Origin of the sequence: Devosia albogilva (assembly GCF_042685625.1) — a bacterium.
Classification (GTDB): domain Bacteria; phylum Pseudomonadota; class Alphaproteobacteria; order Rhizobiales; family Devosiaceae; genus Devosia; species Devosia albogilva.
Window position 1 is genome coordinate 1,309,484 of the sequence record NZ_JBHUNP010000001.1, and the last position, 21,053, is coordinate 1,330,536.

General features: G+C 64.7%; 22 protein-coding genes, 1 tRNA gene and 1 pseudogene. 18 read left to right on the top strand and 6 right to left on the bottom strand.

All coding sequences use genetic code 11. The features are described 5' to 3' along the window. Positions 1 to 67 precede the first annotated feature (67 nt). Entirely contained in the window at positions 68 to 364 is a 297-nt protein-coding gene (locus ACFSX5_RS06575) for a GNAT family N-acetyltransferase (RefSeq protein ID WP_386832487.1), read from the top strand. A gap of 3 nt (positions 365 to 367) precedes the next feature. On the opposite strand, the gene ACFSX5_RS06580 is transcribed toward ACFSX5_RS06575, so the two are convergent. Genes ACFSX5_RS06580 through ACFSX5_RS06590 form a run of 3 tightly spaced genes read right to left on the bottom strand, consistent with a single transcriptional unit; the run spans position 368 to position 3,057 of the window. After that, on the bottom strand, positions 368 to 1,414 hold the full coding sequence (locus ACFSX5_RS06580; protein ID WP_386832488.1) for a DUF3298 domain-containing protein: 1,047 nt from the start codon (positions 1,412 to 1,414) through the stop codon (positions 368 to 370). A gap of 41 nt (positions 1,415 to 1,455) precedes the next feature. Beyond that, the gene (locus ACFSX5_RS06585; RefSeq protein WP_386832489.1) at positions 1,456 to 2,061 is read right to left on the bottom strand and encodes an alpha/beta hydrolase; all 606 of its coding nucleotides are present in this window, start codon (positions 2,059 to 2,061) and stop codon (positions 1,456 to 1,458) included. A gap of 54 nt (positions 2,062 to 2,115) precedes the next feature. After that, the gene (locus ACFSX5_RS06590) at positions 2,116 to 3,057 is read right to left on the bottom strand and encodes a nucleoside hydrolase (RefSeq protein ID WP_386832490.1); all 942 of its coding nucleotides are present in this window, start codon (positions 3,055 to 3,057) and stop codon (positions 2,116 to 2,118) included. 165 nt (positions 3,058 to 3,222) lie between these two features. On the opposite strand from ACFSX5_RS06590, the gene ACFSX5_RS06595 reads away from it, so the two are divergent. From ACFSX5_RS06595 to ACFSX5_RS06645, 11 genes are all read left to right on the top strand, one after another. Next, positions 3,223 to 4,113 carry a ribokinase gene (locus ACFSX5_RS06595; protein WP_386832491.1) on the top strand — a complete coding sequence of 297 codons (891 nt, stop codon included), beginning with the start codon at positions 3,223 to 3,225 and terminating at the stop codon, positions 4,111 to 4,113. Between the two features lie 59 nt (positions 4,114 to 4,172). Next, on the top strand, positions 4,173 to 5,219 hold the full coding sequence (locus ACFSX5_RS06600) for an HD domain-containing phosphohydrolase (RefSeq protein ID WP_386832492.1): 1,047 nt from the start codon (positions 4,173 to 4,175) through the stop codon (positions 5,217 to 5,219). Positions 5,220 to 5,652: 433 nt separating this feature from the next. Beyond that, entirely contained in the window at positions 5,653 to 5,967 is a 315-nt protein-coding gene (locus tag ACFSX5_RS06605) for an STAS domain-containing protein (protein ID WP_386832493.1), read from the top strand. After that, entirely contained in the window at positions 5,964 to 6,332 is a 369-nt protein-coding gene (locus ACFSX5_RS06610; protein ID WP_386832494.1) for a response regulator, read from the top strand. Before ACFSX5_RS06605 ends, ACFSX5_RS06610 begins: the two co-directional genes overlap by 4 nt. Continuing rightward, the gene (locus ACFSX5_RS06615; RefSeq protein WP_386832495.1) at positions 6,329 to 8,371 is read left to right on the top strand and encodes a chemotaxis protein CheA; all 2,043 of its coding nucleotides are present in this window, start codon (positions 6,329 to 6,331) and stop codon (positions 8,369 to 8,371) included. The genes ACFSX5_RS06610 and ACFSX5_RS06615 overlap by 4 nt, the downstream gene beginning before the upstream one ends. Further along, a complete protein-coding gene (locus ACFSX5_RS06620) occupies positions 8,368 to 8,850 on the top strand; it encodes a chemotaxis protein CheW (protein WP_386832496.1) in 483 nt (160 codons plus the stop codon). Before ACFSX5_RS06615 ends, ACFSX5_RS06620 begins: the two co-directional genes overlap by 4 nt. Continuing rightward, positions 8,847 to 10,931 (top strand): HAMP domain-containing methyl-accepting chemotaxis protein, encoded by a 2,085-nt coding sequence (locus tag ACFSX5_RS06625; protein ID WP_386832497.1) that lies wholly within the window; start codon positions 8,847 to 8,849, stop codon positions 10,929 to 10,931. The genes ACFSX5_RS06620 and ACFSX5_RS06625 overlap by 4 nt, the downstream gene beginning before the upstream one ends. Positions 10,932 to 10,942: 11 nt before the next feature. Then, positions 10,943 to 11,401 (top strand): chemotaxis protein CheW, encoded by a 459-nt coding sequence (locus tag ACFSX5_RS06630; protein ID WP_386832498.1) that lies wholly within the window; start codon positions 10,943 to 10,945, stop codon positions 11,399 to 11,401. Beyond that, positions 11,401 to 12,279: a CheR family methyltransferase gene (locus tag ACFSX5_RS06635; protein ID WP_386832499.1), complete on the top strand. Its 879-nt coding sequence runs from the start codon at positions 11,401 to 11,403 to the stop codon at positions 12,277 to 12,279. Before ACFSX5_RS06630 ends, ACFSX5_RS06635 begins: the two co-directional genes overlap by 1 nt. Before the next feature lie 3 nt (positions 12,280 to 12,282). Next, positions 12,283 to 13,410, top strand: coding sequence for a protein-glutamate methylesterase/protein-glutamine glutaminase (locus ACFSX5_RS06640; protein ID WP_386832500.1), 1,128 nt, complete (start codon positions 12,283 to 12,285; stop codon positions 13,408 to 13,410). Next, positions 13,407 to 15,116, top strand: coding sequence for a hypothetical protein (locus ACFSX5_RS06645; protein ID WP_386832501.1), 1,710 nt, complete (start codon positions 13,407 to 13,409; stop codon positions 15,114 to 15,116). The genes ACFSX5_RS06640 and ACFSX5_RS06645 overlap by 4 nt, the downstream gene beginning before the upstream one ends. Before the next feature lie 43 nt (positions 15,117 to 15,159). Here ACFSX5_RS06645 and ACFSX5_RS06650 read toward each other — a convergent pair. Further along, positions 15,160 to 15,236, bottom strand: a tRNA-Met gene (locus ACFSX5_RS06650). Between the two features lie 164 nt (positions 15,237 to 15,400). On the opposite strand from ACFSX5_RS06650, the gene ACFSX5_RS06655 reads away from it, so the two are divergent. From ACFSX5_RS06655 to ACFSX5_RS06675, 5 genes are all read left to right on the top strand, one after another. Beyond that, positions 15,401 to 16,438: an aldo/keto reductase gene (locus ACFSX5_RS06655; protein ID WP_386832502.1), complete on the top strand. Its 1,038-nt coding sequence runs from the start codon at positions 15,401 to 15,403 to the stop codon at positions 16,436 to 16,438. A 61-nt stretch (positions 16,439 to 16,499) separates the two neighbouring features. Further along, positions 16,500 to 17,195 (top strand): DUF599 domain-containing protein, encoded by a 696-nt coding sequence (locus ACFSX5_RS06660; RefSeq protein ID WP_386832503.1) that lies wholly within the window; start codon positions 16,500 to 16,502, stop codon positions 17,193 to 17,195. Positions 17,196 to 17,282: 87 nt separating this feature from the next. Continuing rightward, a complete protein-coding gene (locus ACFSX5_RS06665) occupies positions 17,283 to 17,594 on the top strand; it encodes a (2Fe-2S)-binding protein (protein ID WP_386835591.1) in 312 nt (103 codons plus the stop codon). Beyond that, positions 17,560 to 18,045 carry a bacterioferritin gene (gene bfr / locus ACFSX5_RS06670; protein WP_386832504.1) on the top strand — a complete coding sequence of 162 codons (486 nt, stop codon included), beginning with the start codon at positions 17,560 to 17,562 and terminating at the stop codon, positions 18,043 to 18,045. The genes ACFSX5_RS06665 and bfr overlap by 35 nt, the downstream gene beginning before the upstream one ends. Before the next feature lie 51 nt (positions 18,046 to 18,096). Then, positions 18,097 to 18,510: a VOC family protein gene (locus tag ACFSX5_RS06675; protein ID WP_386832505.1), complete on the top strand. Its 414-nt coding sequence runs from the start codon at positions 18,097 to 18,099 to the stop codon at positions 18,508 to 18,510. Here the strand turns inward: ACFSX5_RS06675 and ACFSX5_RS06680 are convergent. After that, complete coding sequence (locus tag ACFSX5_RS06680) at positions 18,507 to 19,118, bottom strand: nucleotidyltransferase family protein (protein WP_386832506.1); 612 nt, start codon at positions 19,116 to 19,118, stop codon at positions 18,507 to 18,509. The two genes, ACFSX5_RS06675 and ACFSX5_RS06680, sit on opposite strands and share 4 nt — an antisense overlap. 104 nt (positions 19,119 to 19,222) lie before the next feature. On the opposite strand from ACFSX5_RS06680, the pseudogene ACFSX5_RS06685 reads away from it, so the two are divergent. After that, positions 19,223 to 19,993, top strand: a pseudogene (locus tag ACFSX5_RS06685) (IS5 family transposase). On the opposite strand, the gene ACFSX5_RS06690 reads toward ACFSX5_RS06685, so the two are convergent. Beyond that, positions 19,990 to 21,000: an alpha/beta hydrolase gene (locus ACFSX5_RS06690; RefSeq protein WP_386832507.1), complete on the bottom strand. Its 1,011-nt coding sequence runs from the start codon at positions 20,998 to 21,000 to the stop codon at positions 19,990 to 19,992. The pseudogene ACFSX5_RS06685 and the gene ACFSX5_RS06690 overlap by 4 nt on opposite strands. Positions 21,001 to 21,053 lie beyond the last annotated feature (53 nt).

A 21,053-nucleotide genomic window follows, 5' to 3' on the forward strand; every position in this document is an offset into this window, starting at 1 on the left:
CACCACGGGGCGCCCATCTTGCCGCGCCGCACCGCAGTGCCGATATTGCGAGGGAAAGGATCACGCCATGCCCGACACCGAACTGACCGTCCAGCGCGAAGACGGCGCCACCCGCGGCCGCTACGTCATTCATCTGGCCCCCGGCTACGAGGCCGAGATGACCTATCGCAAGTCGGCCGACGGCACGATCACCATCGACCATACCGGCGTGCCCCGGGAATATGAAGGCCGCGGCATTGCCGCCCGCCTCGTCAACAAGGCGATCGAGGACGCGCGCGAACAGGGGTTCAAGATTACCCCCCTCTGCTCCTATGTCGTCGCCCAGTTCCGCCGCCACCCGGAATGGGCCGACCTCCGAGCCTGACGGTCACCAGCCGTAGCGGATCGTCTGCTGGTTCTCGGCGGCGATCGCTTCGAGGTCCTGCCACGGCACCCGGACTTCCGGCGCGCCATAGGCATAGGCAGAAACCTCATAAGGCTGGAAGGTGATCAGCAGGGAATAGCCATCATCGAGGTCCCAGCGCGCCGGATCGACCACGATCTCGGCGATGTCCTCCTTTGAATCGACCTGCAGCCACTCGCCATGCTGCTCCTGGAGCGCCGTCCAGGCGGCATCCACCAGCACCGCCTCCCAGTCCTCGCCGGCAAAGATGTCGCTGGCTTCCACGGCCCGCTCCTCGGGCACGAAGTAATGGACGAACGCGTTGGCATAGTTGCCGTGCGCCGCCCCGTGGCCGAACCAGTAGGTCTCGAGCGTCATCGAGATACGGTTGGTCCCTGCTGTCGACTTCACCGCCAGCGTCATCGAGGTGTCGCTGGATTCCTCGAGCTCCCCGCCGGCATAGACCTCTGAATGCGGCTCCGCCGCCGCTCGGGTGAAGGCATTGAAAGCGTCGGCCAGCGGATCGTCGCCATCGAGCAGCACCACCGCCGCCTTGTGGGTCGCGACCTTCCAGTACGAATCCGGATCATCTGCCTCCATCGGATCCGGCAGCGCTGCATGGGCGCTCTCGAACACGAAGCGGTGCCCATCGATCATCCGGCTCAACTCCAGCGTCCGCACGCGCGAGTTGAACAGGTCCATCAGGCACGACACGCCCCGCTCGTCATAGCTGCCACTTTCGAGTAGCTCGGCATCTTCGGTGCAGGCGCGTTGCGCAAAGTCGAGCCACGCCCGCTGGTCCTTGCGCAAGGCTGTTTCGGCCGCCCGGGTTAGCCCGCCTAAGGCCGTATTGAACGCCTTGGCCAGCACCTCGTCGGCGCGGGAGAGCTCCTCGCTGTCGCAGATTGCGCGCTCGAACGGCGTGGCGGCCGCACCGCAGTCGAAACTGGCCGCCTGTACACTCGACGAGCCCACCGATGGCCAAAGAGCACCGGCAAACAGCAGCACAGGAACGGCACGCATCAGATTCATGAATCCTCTCCTCGAAACCAACTCGTACGTCGTGGCGACCGTCAGCCGGCGATGCGGCCCAGAAACGCTTGCGCACCCCGGAGCTCTTCGGGCCTGAGCTCGTGTCCTCCCTCGTGCCAGAGCGTCTCGACCTCTCCGCCATTGGCGCTGAAATATGCGGCGAGAGCTTCGGTGCCTTGCGCAGATGCCATGGGGTCGCGACGGCCCGCGGTGATCAGCACCTGCTTTCCCGAGAAGCCGGCCGCTGGTGGGGAAAACGGGATCAGCGGGTGCATCAGCACCGTGGCATCGAACAGGTCTGGCGCGGCAAACTGCACGGCAGCAAGAATGTTGGCGCCGTTGGAATAGCCGAGCCCAACTACCGGGCTGCCACCCTCAGCCTTCCGCGCGGCGACGAACGCCGCCATGGCGTCCGTTCGCCGCGCCAGGTCGGCCATGTCATAGACACCCTCGCCGGTGCGGCGGAAGTACCGAAGTGCCCCACCTTCGCTGACGTCGCCACGCGGCGCGATCACGCGGCTGCCCGGCAGCAACTGGCCGGCAAGCTCGAAAAACTGGTTCTCGTCCCCGCCGGTGCCATGGAAGACGAAGAACAGGGGCGAGCCGGCGCCCGCTCCCTTGGCTTCACGATAGATGTACTCGGCCATGTGCTCCACCGAATGCCGCCAGAGGGGCGACACTACCCAACGGCAGGCAGAGCGTCACCCCGTCACGATCGTCCGATAGTGCTCCAGCACCGCCTCGGCATCGATGTCCGTGCAGACGAGCTGCGCCGGCCGACCGGCCCAGGCCGGGTGACGATCGCTGACCGCCTGGATGGTCTGCCCAACGGCGATACCGTCGGTCAGCACCCGGACCGGCCCCAGACGCGTGGTGAACCACTCCGGATGCACCAGATAGGTCACCGCCAGCAGGTCATGGCCAACTACGCCGTCGATCCCCAGGAACTCGCCGTAGAAGCGCGCATAATAGGCCGACATGTCGGCGATCAGCTGACCGTTCTCGCCCCCGTCACGACCAAGTTCGGCGAGGTAATCGTTGCTGAGGACGATCTCGTGGGTCACGTCCAGCCCCACCGCGACCACCGGCCAGGCCGCGCCGAACACCTCGTCGGCCGCCACGGGGTCGCCATGGATATTGGCCTCGGCCGCCGGCGTGACATTGCCGAGCCGGCCCTTGTAGCCGAACGCGCCGCCCATGATCACGACGCCGTTCGCGAGCTTGGCAACGCCTGGATCCTTGCGCAGGGCCAGCGCCAGATTGGTCATGCGGCCCACCGCGACGATGGTCACCTCGCCCGGATGCGCGCGCAGCGTCTCGATGATGAAGTCGCTCGCTGTTCCCGGACGCAATGTGGTCTCGTCGATCATCGGCAGCAGCACGTCGCCCAGCCCATTTGCGCCGTGCACCGCGTCGGCCGCAGGCTTCGCCACCCCGTCCAGCGTCTCGCCGGCCCCACGGATCACGGGTGCCGAAATGCCGAACCGCTCCTTGAGGAACAGCGCATTGCGCGTGGTGCCATTGATGTCGGCATTGCCGACGACTGTGGTGATACCGAGCAGTTCGACTTTCGGCAGCTTGCTCAGGTAGAGCAGCGCCATGGCGTCGTCGATGCCCGGATCGGTGTCGAAGATGACTTTCATGCAAAGCCTCGTGGGGCAGCTGCGGCCCATTGCGGCGGCGCACTGCCGATGTCAGAAGAAGCGCGGGTGAGGGATAACCGATCGCGCCGGTCAATCGCGCAGCAATCATGAACCCCGCACTCCGTCAAGACCAACGGGCGCCGGCCCACTGCCACGGGTAATCGCATGCTCATCGTCCTCGGCTCCACCAATCTCGACCAGATCGGCACAGTGACTCGCCTGCCGCGCCCGGGCGAAACCGTATCCGGCCACACCTTCTCGACCGCTCCCGGCGGCAAGGGAGCCAACCAGGCGCTTGCCGCCCGCCGTGCCGGAGCCGAGGTGCAGTTCTTTTCCGCAGTGGGTGAAGACGCGTTCGGTCCCGCAGCGCTCGAACTCCTGCAGCAGGACGGTGTCGACCTGACTGGCGTCCGCCGCACCGACGCCCATACCGGCATCGCCATGATCCTCGTCGACGAAGCCGGCGAAAACGTCATCGCCGTGCTGCCGGGCGCCAACGCCACCGTCGACGAGGCGGCAGCGGAGGCCGCTCTGGCTGGCCGCGGCCCCGGGGACGTCCTCGTCCTGCAGCAGGAAATCCCGATGGCCACCAACCGCCGGGCGCTGGCACTCGCCAAGGCCCAGGGCGTGCGCACCCTGCTCAACATCGCCCCCTTCGTGCCGGAGACGACCGGGATCGCCGCAGCCGCCGATATCCTGATCGCCAACGAAACCGAGTTCGCGCTGCTGGTCGGCGAATTCGGCGACCGCCTGGAGGCCGCCATGCTGGAGCGCGCCGCCACCTGCGGGCAGATCGTGGTCGTCACGCTCGGCGCCGCCGGCGTCCGCATCGCCGTGGACGGCACGATCCTCAGCATCCCCTCCATGCCCGTCGAGGTGGTGGACACCGTCGGCGCCGGCGACACCTTCTGCGGCTATTTCGCTGCGGGCCTTTCTGCCGGCGACACCATCGAGCGCGCCGCCCGCCGCGCCGCCGCCGCGGCGAGCCTTGCCTGCACGCGCGCCGGCGCACAGCCGTCCATCCCCTACCGCGGTGAGCTATCCGAGGTTGATTGACGGGCGCAAAGCCGCGCTGATCTACTCGGATCCACGCTGATTCGAAGGAATTCCGCCGTATGCGGCTGCTCGTAGTCGACGACAGCAGGTCGAGCCTTGCCCTGATCGGGTCCATCCTGACCGACTTGGCCGCTGCCGAGATCGACCTCTGCCTCAGCCCGCGTGACGGCCTGGAGCGCTGTGCGGACCAGCAATACGACCTCGTCGTCGTCGATCATGTCATGCCGGAGATGGACGGCATCGCCTTCACTGCGGCGCTGCGCGGCCGGCCCGAATACAGCCTCGTGCCCATCATCATGGTCACCTCCGACGCCGCCAAGGAGATCCGCATCGAGGCCATCCGCGCTGGCGCCTCCGATTTCCTCAACAAGCCCTTCGACCCCACCGAACTGCAGGCCCGCGTCGCCAACCTCCTGGCGCTGCGCCGGGCGCAGGTGGAACTGGCCGACCGCGCCAACTGGCTGGCCCGCGAAGTGGAACGCGCCACCGCCCACCTCCTTGCCCGCGAGGAAGAGGTGATCTGGCGCCTCGCCCGCGCCATCGAATACCGCGACGGCGACACCGGCGGGCATGTCTCGCGCGTCGCCCAGATCAGCCAGTTGATCGCCGAGGGCATCGGCCTCTCCCCACAGCGCTGCCGCATGATCTACCTGGCCGCGCCCCTGCACGACATCGGCAAGATCGGCATCGCCGACGCCATCCTGTCCAAGCCCGGCAAACTCACGCCCGAAGAGATGGAGATCATGCGCGAGCATGTCACCATCGGCGCCCGCATCCTCGAAAGCGGCACTTCGGAGCTGATCCGCACCGCCGAGCTGATCGCCCAGAGCCACCACGAGCGCTGGGACGGCACCGGCTATCCCGACCGCCTCTCCGGCACCGACATTCCCGTCGAAGCACGCATTGTCGCCTTGGCCGACGTGTTTGATGCCCTCTGCTCGGAGCGCCCCTACAAGCGCGCCTGGCCGATCGAGAAGGCTTTCGCAGAAATTGTTTCCTTGAGCGGGAGCCATTTCGACCCGAACTGCGTTGTAGCTTTTCGTGCCAAGTGGCCGGAGATCAGCCGCCTCATGGAACCAGAAATGGCGGCCGCCGCTGCCGGCTGAATAGTCGGCCCGGTGTCCCTGTATGTCACCAAGCAGAACAACGTCTGTCCCGTTTCCCAGTGAATCCTCAGTATAGCGGCGGCCGTTCCACCAGAATCGACTCCGAGTCGATTCGGGGGAGAGCTGAATCGACTCGCTCCCCCAGCATCAGGATTCTCTATAGCGACTGCTATATGTATTGTCCGGCAGAAGAACCTCGCTCGATATTCGCTGAATTATTCTATCTGCTGGGCAGCAGAATCTCGCCGGGCGTAACTCACGATTAAGTACTAGGCCGTAACGTCGGATTGTGCCGGATGGGAATACGGCGCGCAGTTTCGACAACGTTACGTCAGCGAGTCCAGCCCCCGCCCTGGCCGTTCATCGGCCCCTTCTTTTTCTTCCCACGGCCCCCAGTAATGCTTCCCTGTCACGACTTCCTCCGGTCATGCTCATGACCGACGACCGCCACCACCTGCTCGCATTGACGGGCGACTGCAGCATCAAATCCGCTCAGGCCATCGCCGCACAGTTGCGCGAAGCGCTTCCCGGAAGAAAGCGCATCGCGGTCGCGACGGCCGATATCACTGCCGCCGACCTCACCACCGTGCAGCTCTTGCTGGCAGCGCGTGCGTCCGCGGAGGCAAGTGGCGGCGGGCTGGCCATGGCCGCCCCGATAGGCGCTCCGCTACGCGACTTCATCCAGGCCGCAGGCCTGTCGGGCACAGATTTCTGGACCAGCACAATCCCCGTGGAAGAGACGGCATGACCAAGACCATCCTCACCATCGATGACTCCGCTTCCATCCGGCAGATGGTTGCGATCACCCTCTCTGCTGCCGGCATGGACGTGATCGAGGCCGTGAACGGCGAAGACGGATACACCAAGGCCACCGGCCAGACCGTCCATGCAGTGATCACCGATCTCAACATGCCGGTGCTGAACGGCATCGAGTTCATCCGCAAATATCGCCAGCATCCCTCCAGCAAGGGCGTGCCGATCATCCTGCTGACCACCGAGTCGGACGACGAACTCAAGCGCCAGGCAAAGGAAGCCGGCGCCACCGGCTGGATCGTCAAGCCGTTCAAGCAGGATCAGCTCCTGGCCATCGTCAAGAAGGTGACCGGGGCATGAACCTCTCCGACCCCACCGAGACCTTCCGCCAGGAAGCTCGGGAACTGCTGGAGCAACTGGAAAGTGGTCTGCTCGACCTTGAGCAGGTGCCCGGCAATGGCGATCTCGTCAACTCGACCTTCCGCGCCCTCCATACCATCAAGGGCTCCGGCGCGATGTTCGGCTTCACCGCTGTTGCCGCCTTTGTCCATGAGTTTGAAACGGCGTTCGACCAGGTTCGCAAGGGCCAGAGCTCGGTCACGCCGGACCTGATCGCGGTGGCGCTCGACGCCAAGGATCACATTCACCAGCTCATTGTATCCCCTGACGCGGTTGTAGCCGGTGGCGATGCCATTCTCGAGCGGTTGCGTGTCGCCGTTTGCGGCAGCTCCGCTGAAGCGACGCCAGTCGAGGCGCCCTCCGCACCGTCTGTGACGGAGGTGCGGACTCCCGCAGCCGCTGGGGCGGCTATCTGGCGTCTGCGCTTCTTCCTGCCCTCCGACGCGCTGATCTACGGCACCAATCCCCTGCTGCTGCTGGAGGAGTTGCGGGCGATCGGACCTGCCACGGTCACTCCGATCCTCGATCGAATCCCCGCACTCGAGGTTATCGATCCCGAAACGCCCTATATGGGTTGGCAGGTTGATATCGAGGCAGACGATCCAACCGAGGCGATCGACGACGTCTTCCTGTTCCTGCGCGACAGCATGGAGCTCTCGCTCGAGCGGCTCGCCGAAACTCCCGCCGTCGCCCCAAATCCGCAGCCCGAGCCCGAACCGGAAGCGCTCGCCCCTGCCGCCGAAATCGGCCCCGATCCGGCACCGGCAGCGAAAGAACCGCGCGTCCCCCGGCCGGAGCGGGCCGAGCCAAGCGCCGAGCGTTCGTCGCTGCGTGTACCGGCCGAGCGTCTCGACGAACTCATGGACCGTGTCGGTGAGCTGGTTATCGCCCAGGCGCGGCTCAGCCAGATGGCCACCAGCAGCGCCGACCCCAACCTCAAGACCATCGCCGAAGAACTCGAGCGCCTGGCCTCGGGTCTGCGGGACACCACCATGGGCATCCGCATGGTGCCGATCGGTTCGCTGTTCAGCCGCTTCCGCCGGCTGGTCCACGACCTGTCGCACGAACTCGGCAAACCGATCGAATTCGTCACCTCCGGCGAAGACACCGAACTCGACAAGACCATGATCGAGCGTCTTGCCGATCCGCTGGTCCACCTCATCCGCAACGCCGTCGACCACGGTCTCGAAAGCGCCGAGCGCCGCCAGAGCGCCGGCAAGCCGGCCACCGGGACGGTGCGGCTCTCCGCCATCTACTCGGGCGCAGAAGTCGCCATTTCCGTCTCCGACGACGGAGCCGGCCTCGATGCCGCCCGCATCCGGGCCAAGGCCGAAGAGAACGGCATCATCGCGCCCGATGCCAAACTCACCGACGCCGAGCTCTACCAGTTGATCTTTGCGCCGGGCTTCTCGACGGCAAAGGAGATCACCTCCCTTTCGGGCCGCGGCGTCGGCATGGACGTGGTCAAGCGCACGATCGATGGCCTGCGTGGCAACATCGAGCTCAGCACCAATCCCGGACAGGGCACCACCGCCACCCTCCGCCTGCCGCTGACGCTCGCCATCATCGACGGCATGCTCGTGCGTGTCGGCTCCGGCCGCTACACCATTCCGCTGGCGGCCGTTGAAGAGTGTGTCGAACTGCCGGACGGCATCGAAGCCGAAGCGCGTGGCCGCAACTTCCTCGACATCCGCGGTAGCCTCGTTCCGTTCCTGCGTCTCCGCGAGGTGTTCGGCACCCCGGGTGAACCGGAACGCCACCAGAAGGTGGTGATCGTCTCCTCCGGAGAAGGCCGCGTGGGCCTCGTGGTGGACCAGATCATCGGCAACAACCAGACGGTCATCAAGCAGCTCTCCAAGCTCCATTCGGCGATCAAATCCTTCTCCGGCGCCACCATCCTCGGCGACGGCAGCGTCGCCCTGATCCTCGACACCGCGCATCTCGTGGCCGCCGGCCAAAGCTATGTCGACCGCAACGGCATCACCGGGAGAGCCGCATGAGCATGACCGCTCTCACCATTCGCCTTGGCGACGAACAATTCGCCGTCGAAGCGGAAAGCGTCCGTGAAATCCTCGATGTCGTGCCGATCACGCACGTTCCCAACGCGCCTGACTTCGTCAGCGGCCTGATCAATGTCCGCGGCCGGGTGGTCCCGCTCGCCGACATGCGGGTCATGTTCGACATGGACCGGCCCGAGCCGGACGAGGACACCCGTATCGTGGTCATGGAAGTCGACATGGAGGGTGAACCCACCATCGTCGGCATCCTCGCCGACAAGGTCCACGACGTCACCACTATCGAAGCCGCCTCCATCGAGGAGGCGCCCCGCGTCGGCATGCGCTGGCGCCCGGATTTCGTGCGCGGCATCGGCAAGCGCGACGGTGGCTTCATCATCATCCCCGACATGGGACGGATTTTCGAGAATGCGGGCGGCAGAAGCGCGCCCGCTGCAGCATCAGAAGAAAGGCCTGCACTGTGAGACTGACTATCAAGACCAAGCTGGCGGCGACGTTTGTCACCGTGGTCGCCCTGTCCGGAGCCAGCATGTTCCTGGCGCTCCAGGGGCTTGGCACGATCAATGCAGAGATGGACCGCATCATTTCGGGCCCGGTGCAGCGTTCACTGGCCCTCGAGGACATGCAGGGCGACATCAATTCGATGACCAGCGAACTGCGCGCCATGATCATCAGCACCGATCGTACGGAAATGGAGGAACTGCAACTCGCCGTCCATGATACACTCGGCGGCGTGCTGAGCACGGCACAGGGCATGCTCGGTACATTCAGCATCGATGAATCCAACGCCGACATGCAGAAGCTGGTGGATACGCTCACCCGCTATGAATCCGTTGTCAGCCGGGTAGAGGAAGAAGTCCTCAAGAACTCCGATACGGAAGCGTTTGCGATTTCGTCCACCGATGGCAGCAGCACCTACAATGCGCTCGAAGCCACTCTGCTCGACCTCCGCACGACACTCGGCAACAAGGTTTCTGCTGGCGATTCCCAGTCGTTTCTCGCCTTCCAAACCCTGTCTGAGCTTTTCCTGACGGTCAGCGATACTTTCCGCCAGCACCGCAACGTTCTCCTCGCATCATCCAACCCCGACCGCCAGAACACCTGGCAAAGCGACTTCCTGACTGGCCTCGACAATCTCCAGGCGCAGGGCGAGCGTCTTGCCCGCCTGGTCGGCCCGGCAGAAGCCGCAAAGGTGGCGCAGATCCGCACCGAACTCACCGCCATGATCGAGGCCGCCAAGGCCGGCAACGACGTGTCGCTGCAGCGCTCCGCCTACAATGCGAATGTGATCAATGACACCGAGGCTCAACCGCTACGCCTCGAGATTGAAGCACTCGCGGATACCCTGATTGCGCGGAACAACTCGCTGCTCGAAACTGAAGTGGCTGAGGCCACCGCGCTTTATGATCAGACCCGCATCTTCCTGTTCGCACTGCTGATCGGTTCTGTCCTCATCGCCGCCATCGCGGCTACCTGGATCGTGCTCTCGATCTCCCGTGCCCTCTCCAGCGCTGTGCGTCTCGCCAATGACGTTGCCGAAGGCGATCTCGATGCCACCGCGACCGTGAAGGGTGACGACGAGGTTGGCGACCTGATCAAGGCACTGAACGGCATGACTGCCAAGCTGCGCGAGGTCGTCTCCGAGGTGACCAACGCCACCCGCAACGTTACCGCCGGCAGCCAGGAAATGTCGGCGACCGCCGAGCAGCTGAGCCAGGGCGCCACCGAACAGGCTTCGTCCACCGAAGAAGCATCTGCCTCGATGGAAGAGATGGCCGCGACCATCAAGCAGTCGGCCGACAATGCTTCCCAGACCGAGAAGATCGCCCGCCAGTCCGCTGCCGATGCGATCGCCTCGGGCGAAGCGGTGACCAACGCGGTCAACGCCATGCAGACCATCGCCGAAAAGATCATGGTCGTGCAGGAGATTGCGCGTCAGACCGACCTGCTCGCCCTCAACGCCGCGGTGGAAGCCGCCCGTGCCGGCGAACATGGCCGCGGCTTTGCCGTCGTCGCCTCGGAAGTGCGCAAGCTTGCCGAACGCAGCCAGGCTGCCGCAGCCGAAATCTCGACCCTGTCGGGTACCACGGTGAAGGCCGCCCAGTCCGCTGGCGAGATGCTGTCGCGCCTCGTACCGGACATCCAGCGCACCGCCGAACTGGTCGAGGAAATCTCGGCCGGCAGCCGCGAGCAGAATGCCGGTGCCGCCCAGATCAACACCGCCATCCAGCAGCTAGACAAGGTTACCCAGCAGAACACCTCCGCCGCCGAGGAAATGTCCTCGACCGCCGAGGAGCTGGCGAGCCAGGCCGAGCAGTTGCAGGCCGCGATCGGCTACTTCCGCCTCTCCGGCAATGCGTCGGCCTCGGCCGCCATGCCGTCGGTCACCCTGCCCGGCCGCCGCAACATCAAGCAGCAGATCATGGCGGTAGCGCCGCACATGGCGCCCAAGTCCAGGCCGGCCAATAGCGGCGGTTTCGATATCGACCTCGGCGATGGCGAGGACGAGTTCGACGCCGAGTTCACCCGCCGCGGCGCGGCGTGAGCGAGGCCGCCATGGCTGACCAGGCCCAATACGTCACCATCGGAGTCGCGGAGGAAATCTTCGCGGCACCGGTCACCAAGGTCCAGGAAATCCTGGATATGCGGCCGATCGCACGGTTGCCCCAGGCACCCGATCACCTTCTCGGGGTGATCGACGTCCGTGGCGACGGCGTGCCGGTGGTCGATCTCCGGCTGATCCTCGGCATGGCACCTGCAACGGACACCGAGAACACCCGCATCGTGGTCCTTGCGGTGAACGGCCCGTCAGGGCCGGTCACCGTGGGCCTGCGTGCCGACCGCGTGTTCGAGGTCACCATCCTCGACAGCGAAGCGCTCGATCCACCGCCGGCGGTCAGCGCCGGCTGGAGCGGCCACTGCATTGCCGGAATCGGGCGCCGGAACGGGCGCTTCGTCACCGTGCTCGATCTCGATCTGCTCTTGAGCGACACCGCTCAGGCGCGAGCAGCCTGATGCCAGCCGCAACCGCAATCCTTGCCGGCCGCGCCGCAGAGGAAGACCGCCTTTCCGCGGCCGACTTCGACCGCATTGCCGACCTGATCGGCCGGGAGGTGGGCATCCGCCTGCCTCCTGGCAAGCGGCTGATGGTGGAAGGCCGGCTTCGCCGCCGTTTGCGTGCATTGGAGCTGCAAAACTTCGATCTTTACTGCCGTTACCTCTTCAGCGGTAACGGAATGCAAGCCGAACTGCCGCATCTGATCAACGTCGTCACCACCAACAAGACCGACTTTTTCCGCGAGCCCGAGCACTTCAACCTGATGCGGAGCACCCTGGTGCCGAGCCTGCTCGCCGCCCGTTCCGGCCCGCAACCGCCCTTGCTCAAGGTCTGGAGCGCCGCCGCCTCGACCGGTGCCGAGGCCTATACCGCGGCCATGGTTCTCGACGATTTGTCGAGACATCACAACGGCTTCCGCTTCGCCATCCTCGGCACCGACGTCTCCACCGACGTTCTGGAAATCGGCCGCCGCGCCATCTACCCCGCCGACCAGATCATGCCGGTCCCGGCCGAATACCAGTCGCGCTATCTGCTCTGGCCCCGCCGCCGCGGCCTGCGCAACGAGGTCCGGATCGCCCCCGAACTCCGCCGTCTGGTGCGCTTCGAGCGCCTCAACCTGATGGACAAGAGCTACCCCTATGATCGCGACGTCGACATCATCCTGTTGCGTAACGTGCTGATCTACTTTGACAAATCGGACCAGGCTGCGGTGATTTCCCGGCTTGTCGGTCATTTGCGCCCCGGCGGTTACCTTTTGCTTGGGCATTCGGAGTCCATGATCGGGACCAGCGTTCCCGTGCGGCAGGTCGCCCCTGCCGTGTTTCAGCGAGTGTAAGACATGGGCGCCCCCGCCTCTGCCAAGATCCGCGTCCTCATCGTCGACGACAGCGCTTCCGTTCGAACCACGCTCAGCCAGATCATCTCGGCCGATCCCCAGTTGGAAGTCATGGCGACGGCCGCAGACCCTTATGTCGCCGTCGAACGCATCCGCCAGGAAGTGCCGGACGTGATGTTCCTCGACATCGAACTGCCGCGCATGGATGGCCTGACTTTCCTGCGCAAGATCATGTCGCAACGCCCGATCCCGGTGGTGATCTGCTCGAGCCTCGCTGAGAGCGGATCGGAGACCTTGATGCAGGCGCTCGAGGCCGGTGCGGTCGACGTCGTCACCAAGCCGCGCGTGGACACAGCGCAGTTCCTGCAGGAATCGGCGATGCGCATCTGCGACGCGGCCAAGGCCGCTGCCCACGCCAAGGTGCGTGGCGTCAAGAAGGCGGCGCCGCCCCTGAATGTCGAGGCCAAGCTGACCGCCGACGCCGTGATCCCGCCGCTTTCGGACCATCGCCGCGCCAGCCTGATCGCTTCGCTGCCAACTACCGAGCCGATCGTCGCCATCGGCGCTTCTACCGGAGGCACCGAGGCGCTGCGCGAGGTTCTGGAAGCCTTGCCGGCAACCAGCCCCCCCATCCTGATCGTCCAGCACATGCCCGAAAAATTCACCGGCGCCTTCGCCCAACGGCTCAATTCCACCTGCGCCATGTCGGTGAAGGAAGCGGAGGATGGCGATCTGGTGCAGCCCGGCCGTGTCCTCATTGCTCTAGGCAACCGCCACATGCGGCTGGTTCGAACCGGCCCGCGCTACACCGTATCCATCCTTGATGGTCCGCACGTCTCTCGCCACCGCCCTTCGGTCGATGTGCTGTTCCGCTCCACCGCCCAGGCGGCGGGCCGCAATGCGCTGGGCATCCTCCTGACCGGCATGGGCGATGACGGCGCCCGTGGCCTTCTCGAGATGCGCCAGATGGGGAGCCCCACCGTGGCACAGGACGAGGAAACCTCCGTGGTGTTCGGCATGCCCAAAGAGGCTATCGCCCTCGGAGCTGCCGGAAAAGTGCTGCCGCTCGGCCGCATCGCCGCAGAAATCCTGACCTTTAGCCGGCAACGTGCGCTGGGGGGTGTCGCATGAGCGCGATCATCGATACCGCGGTGGAGTACGACCCACGGGCGGCACGCCTTCGCACCATTGCTGAAGGCCTAGCCGCTCCGCGTGCCGACATCGAATCCGGGTTCACCGCGGTCGGCTCACGCTTGAGTGATGCGGCGGCGACCATCAGTCGACTGTCACGAATCTTTGACGCCTTGCCCCAGGCTCTTGAAGGCAGCGAGGTGGCCGAGGCCACGGATAGTCTTCGCGCGGTCGCAGATGCGGCCCGCACCATCGGCCAGAGCTATGCCGACGAAAAAGGGCAGTTGCAGCGCCTCGTGGAAGAAGTCGAGGCGGCCAATGCGCCGATCGAGGAATTGCGACGCACCATCAAGATGATGGGCATCGTCTCCATCAATGCCCGGGTAACGGCCGCCGGTATCGTCGGGGAGAACGAGGACTTTGCCGTCTTCACCACTGACATCGCGCAACTCTCCGCAAGCGCCAGCCAGACCATCCAGGAATTCTCCCAATCCTACCAGCGCGTGGTGAACGATGTTCAGAACGCCAGCAGGCAGCGTGAGCAGTTCGACCGCGAGCATGCCAACACTCTGTCGGAACTCGCAGGGAGCCTCGAAGGTGCCCTGACTGCGGTTGCCGAACAGCGGCAGCGCAGCCTCGCGGGCAGCGCCGAGACGGGCAAGGTGTCCCGCCAGATCGCCGCAAGAATCGGCGGTGCAGTGATGGCCCTGCAGGTGGGCGATTCCACCCGCCAGCGGCTTGAGCATGTCGAGGCAGCGCTCCTTGAACTCGCCGAACGCCCCGTGGGCGCGCCGGAGGACCCCACGATTGCCGTGATCGCGGCGCTGCAGCAGGCGCAACTGAGTGATGCGGGAGAGACCTTCGAGTCAGAGGTGAACGCCGCGGCGGAAGCACTCACGGCGCTTGCTGGCGAAGCCACCACCATGATGCAGCACAGCCGCGGCCTCTATGGCAGTGGCGACGGCTCAACGGCGCTCAGCGCGCTGAACCGGCAGTTGCAGGCCGCCGTGCAGGTGCTGCGCAGCTTCGAGCGCGAGCGCCAGAAGCTCGAAAGCATGGCGAAGGCGGTGGAAAGCACGGTACGAACGCTGCTGACCCATGTGGAGGCCGTCCAAGAAATCGAGGCCAATATGCGCCTCGTCAGCCTCAACGCGGCCATCCGCTGTGCTCAGCTCGGGCCACGCGGTGCGCCACTAACGGTGATCGCCGTGCAATTGCGCGAACTCACCACCGGAACAGTGGTTTCGGCGGAATCGGCGATGGAGCGCCTCAGTACCGCTACCCAGCTCGTTGAGGCGTTTGCTGCAGGTGCGGACGGGTCTGGCCACCTCGAGCACCTCGAGCGCGACGCCAGTCACGCACTGGAGCTGCTGTCGCGCCTCGATGGCCTGCTGGCGGATGCGTTGTCGGCCCTCGACAGTGACGGCCCCAAGGTCCTTACAGCGCTCGAAATCGCAGCCGATGAACTCGGCGCCCAGACCGCCTTGGTCGAAGCGGTGGCCGACGCCAGCCTCGCTCTGGCCGAATATGGCCATCTGCCGGACGCCGACACCCTGCCGCCGGACGTGCTGGTCCATGCTGCGCGCCTTGCGTCTCACTACACCATGACGGCAGAGCGCGATGTCCATGCTCGCCTGTTCGGCACGGCTGGTGCAGCGCCCGCAGCCCCGGCCAACGATGCCGATCTGCTCGACTTCGAGCTCTGAAAAGGGAAAGGCCCAGCCACTCTGAGAGTGACTGGGCCTTCATTGGTTGCGGGAGCAGGATTTGAACCTGCGACCTTCAGGTTATGAGCCTGACGAGCTACCGGGCTGCTCCATCCCGCGTCAACGTCGCCGCAGCGACAGGGCGTATATAGGGGGTGCTCGCCGGGACCTCAACCCCCTCGTGACAGTTTTTTGACCCGTCCTTCGAAGCCGTGGCCAAGCCTTCACACGGGCGCGATTTTGGCTAGGGTGCGCCCGCTATTCGTTGATCCCGAAGGAAGACCATGAAGCTGAAGCCGCTTGGCCGTACCGAGCTCCTCGTCACAGAAATCTGCCTCGGCACCATGACCTGGGGCAGCCAGAATACCGAGGATGAAGGCCACGCCCAGATCGACATGGCGCTCGATGCCGGCATCAATTTCATGGACACGGCGGAAATCTACGCGGTCCCGCGCAGCCCCGAAACCTCGTTCAAGACCGAGACCTTTATCGGCAACTGGTTCAAGCGGACCGGCAAGCGCGACAAGTGGATCCTGGCCTCGAAGGTAGCCGGTGGGCCGGTGGATTTCATCCGCAACGGCACCCGCACCGATGGGCGCACCTTGCGCGAAGCCTTTGAAGCGAGCCTGCGGCGCCTGCAGACCGATTACCTCGATCTCTACCAGATCCACTGGGCTGGTCGCGGCAGCTACAATTTCGAAGGCTCCTGGACCTACGAGCCCCACACTCAGGATACCGCGGATGTTCTGGACAACATCGAGGACATGCTGGTCACCCTGGGCGATCTGGTCAAAGAGGGGAAACTCCGCCACGTCGGTGTATCCAACGAGACCACCTGGGGCATCGCACAGTGGCTGCGCATCGCCGAGGCCCGTGGGCTGCCGCGCCTCGTCTCCGTGCAGAACGAATACAGCCTGCTGCGCCGGCATTTTGACCTGGATCTGGCCGAGCTCAGCCACCACGAGAAGGTCGGCCTGCTGGCCTATTCGCCGCTTGCCGCAGGGATACTCACCGGCAAGTATTTCGACGGCGCCATCCCCAAGGGCAGCCGCTATGACTACCAGAAGGGCTTCTGGCGGCTGAATCCCCAGTCCGAGGCGGCCGCCAAGGCGTATGTCGCGCTGGCGCAGCGCCATGGCCTGGACCCCGCACAGATGGCCATCGCCTGGGCGCTGACCCGGCCGTTCATGACCTCGGTGATCATCGGTGCGACGAGCACGTCCCAACTGGAGAACGCCATCGCGGCCCACCGGCTGGAACTGCCCGAAGAGGTTCTCACGGAGATCGAAGCCATCCACCGCCGATATCCACGGCCAATCTGAGCGGCTTGCATCGCCGCTGCGGCGCAGTGCAAGACTGACGGAGCCGTCACCGGACACCGCCATGCTCACGCTCCTTGCCACCTTCTTCCCGCTGATCTGCTACTTCGCCTACAACCTGCTGGTGCCGCTGATCGAACGGCGGCGTCCGTCGCTATCGGTGATCATGAACATGCAGCGGCGCCGGTGGGTGGCGAATGCGACGCGGCGGGAGACCCCGTTCGACGCCATCCTCGCCGGCAACATCATGGGTTCGGTGAGCTTTCTGGCCTCCACGGCCGTGCTGCTGATCCTGGCGGTATTTGCCGTGTTCGGTCAGATGCCGATGCTGATGGAGGCATTGGCCACCATCGACCTGAACCGCAGCTATACGACCCTCGAGGTGCAACTGCATCTCGTCGTCATGCTGGCGATGTTCGTCCTGGCGTTCTTCGCCTTCACCTTGGCCCTGCGCCAGTTCAACCACTTCTGCATCATGCTCGGCGCACTCGACCACGCCGTCCCCGCGTCAGACGCGGAGATCGATGCGATCACCGACATGAACGCGCTCGGCGCCCGCAACTTCAACAGTGGCGTGCGGGCCTACTACTTCTCGGTGTCGACCGTGGCCTGGTTTGTCTCCGACTGGCTGCCGATCGCGGTGTCTCTCGCGACGGTTCTGGTGCTGGCCCACCGGGAGTTCTTCTCCTCGGCGCATCGCACCGCCGCATCGGCGGCGGTGATTGCAGCCCGACGCGAACGGAGCGGATCGGAACGTTAACGATCCTCCTGTGCGGCAAATTCGGACATTGACATTCAGCTAATGGAGTCGCTTTATGCGCTGCAACAAGCCACCAGTGCTCCGCCCATGCTCGTCTGTCAGTGCAACATGATCACGTCGCGGGAGATCGAGGAAATCGTCCTCGAGCTGTTGCGTGCCGATCCGTGGCAACTTGTTGTGCCCGCAAAAGTTTATAGCGAGCTGAACCGCCGCGCCAAGTGCGGCGGGTGCGTACCGAATGTGGTGGACATTATCGTTCGCGTCACCGAAAATTACCACGCACAGCAAGCCCATCAGCCCGCTGAGCTGGTAAACCTCCAGTCCGGGTTGGAAAAGCTCAAGAAGCAACGAACTGGAGTACGTCGTGAAAGGCGAAGCACAAGTCATCGAGCGGCTTAACGAGGCCCTGTTCCTCGAGCTCGGCGCAGTCAACCAGTACTGGGTGCATTACCGGCTGCTGGACGACTGGGGCTATAAGCGGCTCGCCGCCAAGGAGCGGGCGGAGTCCATCGAGGAGATGCACCACGCCGACCGCCTGATCGAGCGCATCATCTTTTTGGAAGGCCATCCCAACCTGCAGCGCGTGGCACCGCTTCGCATCGGCCAGAGCATCAAGGAAGTGCTGGAGGCCGACCTCGCAGGCGAATACGAGGCCCGTGAAGCCTATCGCAACAGCCGCGAACTCTGCGCCGAACTTCACGATCACGTCTCAAAGCAGTTGTTCGACGAGTTGCTGGCCGACGAGGAGGGCCACATCGATTTCCTTGAGACCCAGCTCGACCTGCTGGCCAAGATCGGCGAGGAGCGTTACGGCCAGCTCAACGCCGCCCCGGCCGACGACGCCGAGTAGTCATGTTCCATACGGCGCCCTTCGCGGGCGCCGTTTTCGTTTCGGTGCTCCATGACCTGGCATGCAGGCCGCCTCATCGATCATGTTCATCTGCGAGCCCGCAACTTCGCAGCAACACGGCGTTTTTATGAGCAGGTTCTTGCCCTGCTGGGGGTGCCCATCAGTGCGGCTGGCAACGACTGGTTCCAGGCAGACGAGTTGTTCGTCGATCGCGCTGATGCCCGCACCGCGCCAACGCATGTTCATCTCGCCTTCCAGGCAAAGGATCGTGCCACCGTGGACGCCTTCCACGAGGCCGCTCTTGCGGCGGGCGGCACCGACAACGGTCCGCCCGGTGAGCGACACTATCACCCGGGCTACTATGCCTGTTTCGTGCTCGATCCCGATGGCAACAACATCGAGGCCGTGTTCCACGGCCCGGTGAACCGGTCCGCACCCTCGGTGGAGATGAACCCGGTCGTCTAGTCGGGCCAGGGCACCACCGTAACCTCCGGCCAGATCGACCGTGCGCGCTCGCCCTTGGCCGTGTGGGTAACGCGGTTGTCGAGCGCGGTATTCGGCGTGATGCGGAAGCTGAACAGATCTCCGAGGCCGAACGGCGCGAGTACGCTCAGCCTGTCATCCTCCTCGATCCGCACGGCGACGGCATGCGTCTTGGAGGCGTAGTAGCGCATCATGTCGGCGCTGCAGGTGAGTTGTGGATAGGGCGAGCCGAATTTTTGCGGATACCACAAATGGACACGCGCCTGATTGCGCACCTCCACCGGCAGCGGCAAGTCCGAGAACTCGGCCGCCGCCCGCCGGATCACCGCGTCCTCTGCCTCATAAGACAGGTCGCTCCCGTCGAAATAGGCGATATCCGCATCCTTGATGCCGCTGAGCGAAGGGCGTCCTGTCAGCACATTCCAGACCGTGTTGTAGACCGCTCCGGCGCCGAGCAGTACGTCCAGTAGACCCAGAGACCGGGTGCCCATGAGAATCCGCATCAGGACAGGCTCGCTTCGCACGATCTCGACGAGCACGGCCGCTTGGGTTTCCGGATCGGCGTCGGCATAGCGCAGGTGCTGGCTCATGCCCCACCCTGGCACGCCGAAACGATTCGGCGCTAGGTCGTGAACCCATAAACGAGGTTCCGTTTTGCGAGCGATCGTGATTCAAGCTCTTGATGGAGGGCCTGATGATAGGACGTCACGATCTCAGCGAGAAGGAATGGGCGCTGATCGCGCCCCTGTTGCCCAATAAGCCGCGCGGGGTTGCGCGGGTAGATGACCGGCGGGTGATCAGCGGTATCTTCTACATACTGCGCACAGGGGCACCCTGGCGCGATCTGCCGGAACGTTACGGCCCCCCAACCACGGTCTACAACCGCTACAACCGATGGGCCAAGCAGGGCATCTGGCTGCGCATCTTTGAGCGGCTGAGCGAGGTCTCGCCGGAGAGTCTGCACCTTCTCGACTCCTCGATCGTTCGTGCCCACCAGCATGCGGCGGGTGGTAAAAGGGGGGCCCGGATCACGCCATCGGTCGCTCCCGTGGGGGACTGACCACCAAGATCCATGCCGTTGTTGACCGACGCGGGCTGCCCATCCGCTTCGTACTCACTCCTGGGCAGGCCTCCGACAAGACTACGACGCCCGAACTGGTCGGGCCGCTCCGGCTGCGCGGCGATGTGGTTGCCGACCGCGGCTACTTCGGGCGCCCCGTGACCGAAGCCATAGAGGCATCCGGTGCGACGGCCCACATCCCCAGTCAGAGCAATGTCCGCATCGTCCGCTCCGTCGATCCCGAACTCTACCGAAAGCGCAACATTGATCGAGCGCTTCTTCAACCGCCTCAAACACTTCCGAGGCATCGCAACCCGATACTTCAAAACCGCAGCCAACTTCCTCGCTGCAATCCACCTGGCAGCCGCAAGGCTCTGGATTAGAAGTTATGAGTCCACAACCTAGTCGGCCTCAATGGGCTGGAACAGGGCGTTGAGCTGGTCGACGATCTGGTCCATCGGCGCCACCGAGCTCGGCAGGTCTTCCGGTGCCTCGGGCACCACGGCGGCATAGGGAACGCCCGAAGGGAAAGCGCCGAACATCTGGAAGAAGGCCACCATATCGTCGAGCACCGGCATGCGCCAGCGCCACGCAGCACCAATGGCAATCACCGGCTCCATGTGCCCGAAGCCTTCGTAGTAGCGCGTCGTCACCCAGATCCCATTGTCCTTGAGCTTTTGTGCGAACCGCTCGGTGTTCTGCATGCGCACGATCGGGTCGGTGGTGCCGGTGGCGAGATACATCGGCGGGGTGTCGGGCGTCACCAGATTGATGGGCTGGGTACCCTGCGGGTTCGGCGCCGAGCCGAAGGCGTCACGCACCTCGCCATATTCGAAAGGGTAGAAGTCGTACGGTCCAGAAAGGGCGGCCACGCCCCGGATCGACAGCGTCACCCCGTACTCGCGTAGGAACGACGGGTCGAGCGCCAGCATCACCGCATTATAGGCGCCGGCCGAGTGCCCGGCGAGGAACAGCCGATTGGGGTCACCGCCATAGGAGGCGATGTTGTCCTGGGTCCAGCGCAGCGCCGCCGCGCTGTCCTCGAGAAAGCCGGGATAAGTGACTTCCGGAACGAGACGGTAGTCGGCGATCACGGTGACGAAACCGCGGGAGGCAAGGGCACGGCCGACGTACTGGTAGTCCGAGCGCTCTCCTCGGTTCCACCCGCCGCCATAGATGAAGAACACCACGGGAGCGGCCTCGCCGCGCTGCTCGGGCGCATAGACGTCGAGACGGTGGCGCGGCCCGTCGGCATAGGGGATTCCGTCGCCGACCTTGGCCGTCCCTGCGTCCATGGCCGCCGGCAGGTTGAACGGGTCCATCATCGATAGGGCGAATGCCGGGATTGGCGCCAGCAGAGCGGCGAAAGCAAGAAGCGCCACGACGGCGCGATAGGGAAGAAGGCGGAGCATCGGCGGGCCGGATGTGATGGGGTGAAGGCGTAAGCGGTTAAGCCATAAACACG

Excerpts from the sequence above, each read along its gene's own strand:
- ACFSX5_RS06660 (WP_386832503.1), top strand. The coding sequence starts at position 16,500 with ATGCTCACGCTCCTTGCCACCTTCTTCCCGCTGATCTGCTACTTCGCC.
- ACFSX5_RS06630 (WP_386832498.1), top strand. The coding sequence starts at position 10,943 with ATGGCTGACCAGGCCCAATACGTCACCATCGGAGTCGCGGAGGAAATC.
- ACFSX5_RS06640 (WP_386832500.1), top strand. The coding sequence starts at position 12,283 with ATGGGCGCCCCCGCCTCTGCCAAGATCCGCGTCCTCATCGTCGACGAC.
- ACFSX5_RS06600 (WP_386832492.1), top strand. The coding sequence starts at position 4,173 with ATGCGGCTGCTCGTAGTCGACGACAGCAGGTCGAGCCTTGCCCTGATC.
- ACFSX5_RS06655 (WP_386832502.1), top strand. The coding sequence starts at position 15,401 with ATGAAGCTGAAGCCGCTTGGCCGTACCGAGCTCCTCGTCACAGAAATC.
- ACFSX5_RS06610 (WP_386832494.1), top strand. The coding sequence starts at position 5,964 with ATGACCAAGACCATCCTCACCATCGATGACTCCGCTTCCATCCGGCAG.
- ACFSX5_RS06635 (WP_386832499.1), top strand. The coding sequence starts at position 11,401 with ATGCCAGCCGCAACCGCAATCCTTGCCGGCCGCGCCGCAGAGGAAGAC.
- ACFSX5_RS06605 (WP_386832493.1), top strand. The coding sequence starts at position 5,653 with ATGACCGACGACCGCCACCACCTGCTCGCATTGACGGGCGACTGCAGC.
- ACFSX5_RS06675 (WP_386832505.1), top strand. The coding sequence starts at position 18,097 with ATGACCTGGCATGCAGGCCGCCTCATCGATCATGTTCATCTGCGAGCC.
- ACFSX5_RS06590 (WP_386832490.1), bottom strand. The coding sequence starts at position 3,057 with ATGAAAGTCATCTTCGACACCGATCCGGGCATCGACGACGCCATGGCG.
- ACFSX5_RS06595 (WP_386832491.1), top strand. The coding sequence starts at position 3,223 with ATGCTCATCGTCCTCGGCTCCACCAATCTCGACCAGATCGGCACAGTG.
- ACFSX5_RS06615 (WP_386832495.1), top strand. The coding sequence starts at position 6,329 with ATGAACCTCTCCGACCCCACCGAGACCTTCCGCCAGGAAGCTCGGGAA.
- ACFSX5_RS06645 (WP_386832501.1), top strand. The coding sequence starts at position 13,407 with ATGAGCGCGATCATCGATACCGCGGTGGAGTACGACCCACGGGCGGCA.
- ACFSX5_RS06620 (WP_386832496.1), top strand. The coding sequence starts at position 8,368 with ATGAGCATGACCGCTCTCACCATTCGCCTTGGCGACGAACAATTCGCC.
- ACFSX5_RS06585 (WP_386832489.1), bottom strand. The coding sequence starts at position 2,061 with ATGGCCGAGTACATCTATCGTGAAGCCAAGGGAGCGGGCGCCGGCTCG.
- ACFSX5_RS06690 (WP_386832507.1), bottom strand. The coding sequence starts at position 21,000 with ATGCTCCGCCTTCTTCCCTATCGCGCCGTCGTGGCGCTTCTTGCTTTC.
- ACFSX5_RS06575 (WP_386832487.1), top strand. The coding sequence starts at position 68 with ATGCCCGACACCGAACTGACCGTCCAGCGCGAAGACGGCGCCACCCGC.
- ACFSX5_RS06680 (WP_386832506.1), bottom strand. The coding sequence starts at position 19,118 with ATGAGCCAGCACCTGCGCTATGCCGACGCCGATCCGGAAACCCAAGCG.
- ACFSX5_RS06665 (WP_386835591.1), top strand. The coding sequence starts at position 17,283 with ATGCTCGTCTGTCAGTGCAACATGATCACGTCGCGGGAGATCGAGGAA.
- ACFSX5_RS06580 (WP_386832488.1), bottom strand. The coding sequence starts at position 1,414 with ATGAATCTGATGCGTGCCGTTCCTGTGCTGCTGTTTGCCGGTGCTCTT.